The organism is Aquimarina sp. U1-2 (assembly GCF_017897595.1).
Taxonomy (GTDB): Bacteria; Bacteroidota; Bacteroidia; order Flavobacteriales; family Flavobacteriaceae; genus Aquimarina.
In genome coordinates this window covers 1-7,451 of sequence record NZ_JAGKIK010000026.1, presented here as the reverse complement: position 1 = coordinate 7,451, position 7,451 = coordinate 1, and the positions used below count along the sequence as shown (strand labels likewise).

Here is a 7,451-nt window from a genome sequence, read left to right as displayed (position 1 = left end):
CAACCTTACTTGCAATCTTAATAATATATTTGATGAACGTTATTTTGTGGGCGGTCTTGATGCCGGACGTGTATTTCCTGGCATACCCAGAAATGTTTTATTAACCATAGGTTATTCTTTTTAAAAATTTATGGCAATCACATTTTCAATATTAGTAGCTATTTTTGGGTATAGCACCTCAAAATATTTTCCTGACGATGTGCCTGTATTTTCAAAATTAGGCTTGAATAAGTCTATTAAAATAAAAGCTAGTGCGATATGTTATGGGCTTGCACTGGTTCTTTTTGTTATTCAATTTGGTAGCGGCACAGGTTCTCTAGTATGGTTGTTTACCATAATCCTTATTTTGAGCACTTTGATCTTGGGGTTGCCGTATAAGTCAAAACTAATCTATGCGTTTTTGGGATGTAGTGTTCTTTTTTTAATCTATGACATTGCTTCTTATGCCCGCTAATCAAAAATACTTATCAAGTACCCGTCAACGCTGGTTAAAGATTACTGCTGGGGTTATAGGAGGTTATCTGGTAACAATGCTAATACACAATGCCATAGGAATTCACTTAGCCAACAAAGGTGCTATCGCCTTAACGAGCGCATTTAGTGCTTTTTTTACGTGGGTAGGTCTAATGGTCTGGGCATTTATGAGCAAGAACGGTTGGAAAATCTGGGGTATTTACCTTTTGATTATAGGTGTTTGTTTTGTAATAATTTATCTAGGATTATGAATTTGAAAGCACTTAATCCAAGGTTACATAATATTATATTTCATACGCATACTGTTGCAGGAATTGTAATCAGTTTTGCGCTCTTTGTCATTTTTTATGCAGGTGCTTTTGCCCTTTTTAGGGATGAGCTGTATCAATGGGAAAATCATAGAGCAAGACAGGTTACAATACAGAAAGTAGATACCGAAGAAGTATTAAGCCAGGTCAAAGCGCATTATCCCAATTTCAAGGAAAGTGGTCAAACCAGAATCATTTACAATAATGAGAGTCAACCCTATATTCAATTTAATGCCGATTTAGAGACTGATGACAAACGAAACAATAGAATACGCGCGCTCATAAATCCAGAAACCTGGGAAATTACGGATAATAGAAAACCCTTAACCACAGTAGGCGAAACCTTATACCATTTACACTATTTTGATCAAATACCCGAAGCTGGTATCTGGATTTCAGGCTTTTTCTCTTTATTCTTTTTGTTCGCTATAGTAACAGGGGTTTTGATTCATTGGAAAAATATCATCAGAAAATTCTATGCCTTTTCAATTAAAAAGAAGATGAAAAATATCTGGACAGATGCCCATACGATGCTGAGCATTATTGGCTTGCCATTTCAAGTAGTTTATGCGGTTACTGGTTGTCTTTTCGGCTTGCTGACGTTATTGCTTGCACCTTCGGTTATTTTGATGTTTCAGGGTAGTGCTGACCCTATTTTTGAAAACATACAACCTCAGCGCACGATGCGACCTGGTGAAGAAGCCAAAGAGGCGGCTATGGTATCCATTACTAATATCTATGATGAGCTGCAAAAAGAATTCCCAAACCACACAATTCAAAGCGCACAAACAATTCACTATGGCTACGAAGATGCTACCCTAAGTTTTAGGATAGATGATGGTAAAGGGATTGCTAATGATGGTAATTTAGTCTACAGTTTGGCCAGTGGAAAACGTATCGCAGAAATTCTCCCTAACGACAAAACCTATACCCAAACCGTTTATAATTTAATGACCAAACTGCATTTTGCTACCTATGGCGGCATCCTACTAAAGATGATTTATTTTATTTTGGCAATGATTACCTGTTTTTCAATTATTAGTGGGGTTATGATCTGGAAAACTGCGAGAGATAAAAGTAACTATACCGATAAGCAAAAGCACTTTCATTATCAGGTCACAAAAGTCTATCTGGCGATTTGCCTAGGTTTGTTTCCAGCTACCGCATTGTTGTTTATTGCAAACAAAACCATACCGTTTTCTATTGAAGACAGGGCTTTTTATGAAAATGCGGTATTCTTTGGTGGCTGGCTGATTTTAATTTTAATAGGACTGTTCTGGAATAATTTAAAACAGCTTAACATTCGATATTTAATAATTGGTGGTATATCTTCAATTTTAATCCCAATTCTTAATGGAATAGTTACTGGTGATTGGTTTTTTATTGCTTTCGCGAAAGCAAAATACATCATAGCTTCCATCGATATATTTTGGTTATTAACAGGTGTCAGCGCCCTTTGGATTGCTCATCTTAATCATCAATCTAAAAACAAAACCACCAAGCATTCGCTAGAAATCAAATGAAAAATTAAATTAGGTGAAAATAAAGGAAAAATCCCTGATTAGAATTAATAGTTTTTATTAATTAGAGCGCAAATTTGAGCGGGTTTATGAGAAAATGAGGTCGATATTTGGGCGAGTTTCTTAAGTTATTGAAATTCTCTTTGTTTAACATTTAATAGTTAATAAAAGGACCTGAGCCTATATTTAGAGGATTATCATCTTCGCAATTATATTCTTTATACCATTGTATTCTGGTCTTTTCGTTTTCTGTTATCATTTATTCATACCTATTTGTTTCAACCAAATCTTCAATCACTCTTACCTGAAACACAAAAAATATGAAATTTATCGCCAGTGTTATCCTGATTTTCAAAACCCTAAAGCATCACCTTTTTTAACTGTTTTTCATTTACTTCCATCCCCAAACCAGCTAGTTCGGGTACCTTTAAAGTACCATCATCTTGAAGGTAATGTAATTGTTCTTTTGGAAAAATGGACAATACATCTTTATACGTATCCAGTTCGACAAACTCAATCAGTGGTCCAGCATTTTCAATGCTTGCCATTAAGTGCAGAGCTGCAGCTGTGCCTAGTGTGGGTTTTGTATTATGGGGTACAACTTGTTTGAAGAATACCTGTGCTAGGTCTGCAATGCGTTTGACTTCGGATATACCACCGGCTTTGATTAAGTCAGGATTTATAACGTCTGGATTGCCTTGGGAAATCAAATCCCTAAATTCCCAGCGGGTATAGCACTTTTCACCAGCCCAAACTGGAATATCCAGCGCAGCGACTATGGCCTTTAAATCGACATTGTTTTCCCTAGGTACGGGACTTTCAAAATAAGGCATACCCAGCTGCTGTAATTCTTTGCCAATTAGAATAGCCTGCGCCGCGGTGTAACCTTCATTAGGGTCTACAAACAACGCTACATCATCTGGTAACGCTTTTCTAATGGCCTTATAGTATTTTACCGTGGGGTCTGGTTGCGGATTCAGATCGTATTCCCGTATTTGCATTCGCAATTTGACTACCTTAAACCCAATATCTGCAAGTTTTTTGGCACGCGCTATAGCCTCATTTACAGGAATACTGCCACCGCGTAATGGTATACCAGCGTAGGCCGGAATGCGGTCTCTTAATTTACCGCCCAATAGATTATAAACAGGCTGGTCAGTGAGCTTCCCCTTGATGTCCCATAATGCCAAATCAATTCCTGCTACAGCATAACTCAACGCGCCACTGGGACCCAAATCGTGATTTACCCAAAACAACTCTTGCCAGATGGCATTGGTGTCAAATGGATTTTTACCAATGATGGCCTTTCCCATCGTCTCATCAATAAATGCGCGAACGACTTCCATAGGACTATTACTGCTGCTTTCACCCCAACCCACGGTACCATCGCTACAGGTGACCTTGATTAAAATCATCCGCTTTATTAAGAACGTTTCGACTTTTTGTATGACCAAATCCTTAACCTTGCTCGTATCTAGTTCAGGAAGCAATGTCTTTCCCACTAAGGGTGAAGCATTTACGGCTGCGGCTGCGGCTGCAGCCAGTCCCAAGGAGCCCAAAAAGGTTCTTCGCGATGATTTTTTCATATAAGAACAGATATTTTAATATTACGGAAGATTCAGTTTGAACCTCAAAAATGGCTGTAAACCAACTTAAGAACTTAAACAATTAGTAGTGCCTTAAATTAGTTGATTCATTTAATCTATCCTAATTTTTTAAAGTTTTTGATAGTTCTACCCTGCACTGGTTCAATCCAGTCAAGTTTTTTATATACTCAACATATTTTTTATGATAGAAGGATTGCAAGTCTTAAAAACCGTAGCTCATATTATTTATCATTCACAAACGATAATAAATATAAGTTTGTCGCTTTTGCAGATGGAAAGTGCAGTTTAATTAGCCAAAATTCAAAGGCAGTTTGCGAAAGAAAATAACCAATATTTTGATGAGATTTGAGGGCTAATTTTGAACGGATTTATGATTAGGTAGAGGTTGATATTTAATTAAACGAAATACTTCAACTAAGATATGTGTTGCATATTATCAACAATAATAGTAAATTTGTGGTAAATATGCAATAAAATGAATCCCAAGAAAACTATTCTTTTGCCAAAGTACCAAAAGGTTTTTGAGCAATTGGGCGAAAATATTAAGCTTGCGCGAAAGCGCAGAAAGCTCACGACCGAGCAGGTTTCCGAACGTGCAGGCATCAACCGCACCACACTTTACAGAATCGAAAAAGGCGACCCAGCAGTTGCCATAGGCTCTTATTTTAATGTGTTTCGAGTATTGAGTTTAGAGGATGATTTTAAAAAACTTGCCGTGGACGATGAGTTCGGCAGAAAATTGCAAGACCTTGATTTATTATAAGTGAAATGGGTACAGATAAATTTGACATATACGTATATGCCGATTGGGTAGGTCTAAAAGAACCGACGCTCATCGGAACGCTATCGGCGCATTTCGCGAAAGCGAAAAAAGCATTCAGTTTTGAATACGAAAAAGCCTGGTTAAAGACGGATGCCCAGCGATTGCTCGACCCGGATATTGCCTTTTATTCTGGGCCACAATATCCAGCCAACAAAGAGAATTTTGGAATCTTTCTGGACAGTATGCCAGATACCTGGGGAAAAACCTTGATGAAAAGAAGAGCTGCCCAAGAGGCCAGAGCCAATGATGAAAAACCCAAAACCCTTTATGAAATAGATTACCTGCTTGGGGTCTATGACGAAACCCGAATGGGTGCCTTACGGTATAAGACTGAACTGGATGGGCCTTTTTTGGATAACAATGCACAAAACCCAACACCACCTTGGTCATCTTTAGGCGATTTGCAGGAGGCTGCCAAACAACTTGAAAATGATGAGCAGAGCGATGAAATATTGAAATGGTTGGCTGTTTTGATCGCACCAGGCTCTTCTTTGGGTGGCGCGCGCCCCAAAGCCAATATTTTTGACACCCAAAAACATTTATGGATTGCCAAGTTTCCATCAAAGACGGATACCGTGGATAAGGCACTATGGGAATATTTGGCCTATCAATTAGCCATCGCTGCAGGAATCGAAATGACAGAATCCAATATAAAAAAAATCAGTGGCCAGCACCATACCTTTTTGACCAAACGCTTTGACAGACAAGAGGGAAAACGCATCCATTTTGCCTCGGCGATGACAATGACCGGCAATACCGAAGAGACCATCAAAGTTGAACCACCAAGTTATCTGGAAATTGTAGAATTTATAGAGAACTATGGGGTTGATGTGGAAGCCAACTTGCACCGACTTTGGCGACGTATTGTTTTCAATATCGCCATCTCAAACACCGACGACCATTTGCGAAACCACGGTTTTATATTGACCGATAAAGGTTGGATGTTGTCACCTGCCTACGATTTGAATCCGTCAATTGAAAAAGATGGACTCTCATTGAACATTGATATGGATGATAATGCCCTGGACTTTGATTTGGCAAAAAGCGTGGGCGAATATTTTCGTTTGAGCGAAAGTGAAATGGAAATTATCTTGTCTGAAGTGTTCGCTGCGGTTAAAGATTGGAAACGTGTGGCAGAAAGAATAGGAATAAAAAGAAGTGAAATTGAGTTGATGGCTGGGGCATTTAAATTTTAATACTATGACCAAATCATCCAAAGAACTCAAAACTCTTTTTGCAGAGGCAAAATCCAGAAGCGAATTTGATGTTGTTCTGACAATATTAAATTACAGGGGAATTAGCTCTTCAAATTTAAATTCAAATCTTCTGGAATGGTTTGAGGCTATTACATTTTACTACAGGCTATTCAATGAGCTAGAAGGAAAAGAAAAAGTACGTATGGCTTTACAGCTTTACTCGACTTTCTTTGAGAATAGTGATTTCTACAATATCGTAGGAAGTCTTTGTAGAATCAAGCTCGGATACAAAGGTTCGTCGTATTTATTCTGGAAAACAAAAAAGTATGAGAGGCTATTAGGTATAGGTGAAAAGCAAGAGTTTTTATTAGAGCTTTTGGTTGATGCAGAAAAGCCTGCACTAATTGATTTCTACGAAAAGAATCACTTTAAAGAGATTAGAAACACTTTTTTTCATTCTGCATATTCAATTGAAGATGGGGAATATGTAGTGCACGACTCTGAACCAATGAATATTGACGGTATACTTAAAAATTCTTTTGATATCGAGGAATTCTTTTATCCTAAACTTGAAGAAGTATTCCATCTATTTCAGACATTCAAGGATACTTATTGGGAAACATTCAACTCATACCAAAAAGATAACGTGGTTGTCGGCTCTTTTCCCAATACTTGTGAGGTCACGATACTTGGTTCCTCTGAAGGATTAAAAGGTTTTCGAATTGAAAACACAGTCAATTTTTATGGGAAACGGCACGATTCGGGAATATGGTATGATGAAAAATACAAGTTTTGGGCTGCCCATAACATCAATATGTATTTTGACCGTATTAAAGATATTGAAATAGATGAACAACTTCAACGGTTTGAAAATAAGGATGATATAACCAAGAATAATACTGATTTTTTCAACCTTATTGATAAATTGACTGAACGCAATAATACGAGCGAGATTGCTCGTGCCACCCAATTACTTTTAAAATTCGGTGATAAACGTAAAGCTAAAATGGATGCTGAAGAAAACCCATATAAAAAGCGTAGTTTCCCAAAAATCATACTACCCTATTACCGTAAAGCTTTAATAATGGGACGTGCTTTGTTCAAAGATATCGAGGCATTCAAAAAGACTATAGAAGATTTAGAAGCTCAGGCTTAAAATGGCCCTTTATCTCGTGGCTCATTATAGTCCACTTTCCATTTGCCATTTTCCTGAACAAGTCTAAAGATACCTGGCTTTCCGTCATACGAAGTGCTGTATTTAACCCAAGTTGCTTCACCCTCTACTTTTTCATCTAAAATGTCAACGTTTATGGTTTCATTGGTTTCAGGTATCATATCCAGTGTGGAAATCAGGCTGACGTAGCCTTCTTCTGTTGTATGGGATTTGAGTTTAGACTTATGTACGTCCCTGATATAGGTTGACCACTTTTACAAAGAAGTGATCAGTTTATGAGAGCAAATTTAAAAACAATTAGGAAGCAACGAGTTTATTCGGAAGAATTTAAACGTCGATTGGTTTCAGA

8 protein-coding genes are annotated in these 7,451 nt (G+C 37.7%); 6 read left to right on the top strand and 2 right to left on the bottom strand.

All coding sequences use genetic code 11. The features are described 5' to 3' along the window. Positions 1 to 130: 130 nt before the first annotated feature. From J8281_RS18690 to J8281_RS18680, 3 genes are read left to right on the top strand one after another with little or no spacing between them, the layout of a single operon-like run. Positions 131 to 454, top strand: coding sequence for a hypothetical protein (locus tag J8281_RS18690; protein ID WP_210199191.1), 324 nt, complete (start codon positions 131 to 133; stop codon positions 452 to 454). Further along, positions 429 to 725, top strand: a complete 297-nt coding sequence (locus J8281_RS18685) for a hypothetical protein (protein WP_246849168.1) — start codon at positions 429 to 431, stop codon at positions 723 to 725. The genes J8281_RS18690 and J8281_RS18685 overlap by 26 nt, the downstream gene beginning before the upstream one ends. Then, entirely contained in the window at positions 722 to 2,305 is a 1,584-nt protein-coding gene (locus J8281_RS18680; protein ID WP_210199190.1) for a PepSY domain-containing protein, read from the top strand. Before J8281_RS18685 ends, J8281_RS18680 begins: the two co-directional genes overlap by 4 nt. A gap of 356 nt (positions 2,306 to 2,661) precedes the next feature. On the opposite strand, the gene J8281_RS18675 is transcribed toward J8281_RS18680, so the two are convergent. Beyond that, a complete protein-coding gene (locus tag J8281_RS18675; RefSeq protein WP_210199189.1) occupies positions 2,662 to 3,888 on the bottom strand; it encodes a mandelate racemase/muconate lactonizing enzyme family protein in 1,227 nt (408 codons plus the stop codon). A 496-nt stretch (positions 3,889 to 4,384) separates the two neighbouring features. On the opposite strand from J8281_RS18675, the gene J8281_RS18670 reads away from it, so the two are divergent. Genes J8281_RS18670 through J8281_RS18660 form a run of 3 tightly spaced genes read left to right on the top strand, consistent with a single transcriptional unit; the run spans position 4,385 to position 7,084 of the window. Next, positions 4,385 to 4,672, top strand: coding sequence for a helix-turn-helix transcriptional regulator (locus J8281_RS18670; protein WP_210199188.1), 288 nt, complete (start codon positions 4,385 to 4,387; stop codon positions 4,670 to 4,672). A 5-nt stretch (positions 4,673 to 4,677) separates the two neighbouring features. Further along, a complete protein-coding gene (locus J8281_RS18665; protein WP_210199187.1) occupies positions 4,678 to 5,928 on the top strand; it encodes a type II toxin-antitoxin system HipA family toxin in 1,251 nt (416 codons plus the stop codon). 4 nt (positions 5,929 to 5,932) lie between these two features. Next, positions 5,933 to 7,084 carry a hypothetical protein gene (locus tag J8281_RS18660; RefSeq protein WP_210199186.1) on the top strand — a complete coding sequence of 384 codons (1,152 nt, stop codon included), beginning with the start codon at positions 5,933 to 5,935 and terminating at the stop codon, positions 7,082 to 7,084. On the opposite strand, the gene J8281_RS18655 is transcribed toward J8281_RS18660, so the two are convergent. Further along, positions 7,081 to 7,263: a hypothetical protein gene (locus tag J8281_RS18655; RefSeq protein WP_210199185.1), complete on the bottom strand. Its 183-nt coding sequence runs from the start codon at positions 7,261 to 7,263 to the stop codon at positions 7,081 to 7,083. The two genes, J8281_RS18660 and J8281_RS18655, sit on opposite strands and share 4 nt — an antisense overlap. Between the last annotated feature and the right edge of the window lie 188 nt (positions 7,264 to 7,451).

What these genes read in the sequence shown, in the direction of transcription:
- J8281_RS18690 (WP_210199191.1), top strand. Translation starts at nt 131, where the DNA reads ATGGCAATCACATTTTCAATATTAGTAGCTATTTTTGGGTATAGCACC.
- J8281_RS18685 (WP_246849168.1), top strand. Translation starts at nt 429, where the DNA reads ATGACATTGCTTCTTATGCCCGCTAATCAAAAATACTTATCAAGTACC.
- J8281_RS18680 (WP_210199190.1), top strand. Translation starts at nt 722, where the DNA reads ATGAATTTGAAAGCACTTAATCCAAGGTTACATAATATTATATTTCAT.
- J8281_RS18675 (WP_210199189.1), bottom strand. Translation starts at nt 3,888, where the DNA reads ATGAAAAAATCATCGCGAAGAACCTTTTTGGGCTCCTTGGGACTGGCT.
- J8281_RS18670 (WP_210199188.1), top strand. Translation starts at nt 4,385, where the DNA reads ATGAATCCCAAGAAAACTATTCTTTTGCCAAAGTACCAAAAGGTTTTT.
- J8281_RS18665 (WP_210199187.1), top strand. Translation starts at nt 4,678, where the DNA reads ATGGGTACAGATAAATTTGACATATACGTATATGCCGATTGGGTAGGT.
- J8281_RS18660 (WP_210199186.1), top strand. Translation starts at nt 5,933, where the DNA reads ATGACCAAATCATCCAAAGAACTCAAAACTCTTTTTGCAGAGGCAAAA.
- J8281_RS18655 (WP_210199185.1), bottom strand. Translation starts at nt 7,263, where the DNA reads ATGATACCTGAAACCAATGAAACCATAAACGTTGACATTTTAGATGAA.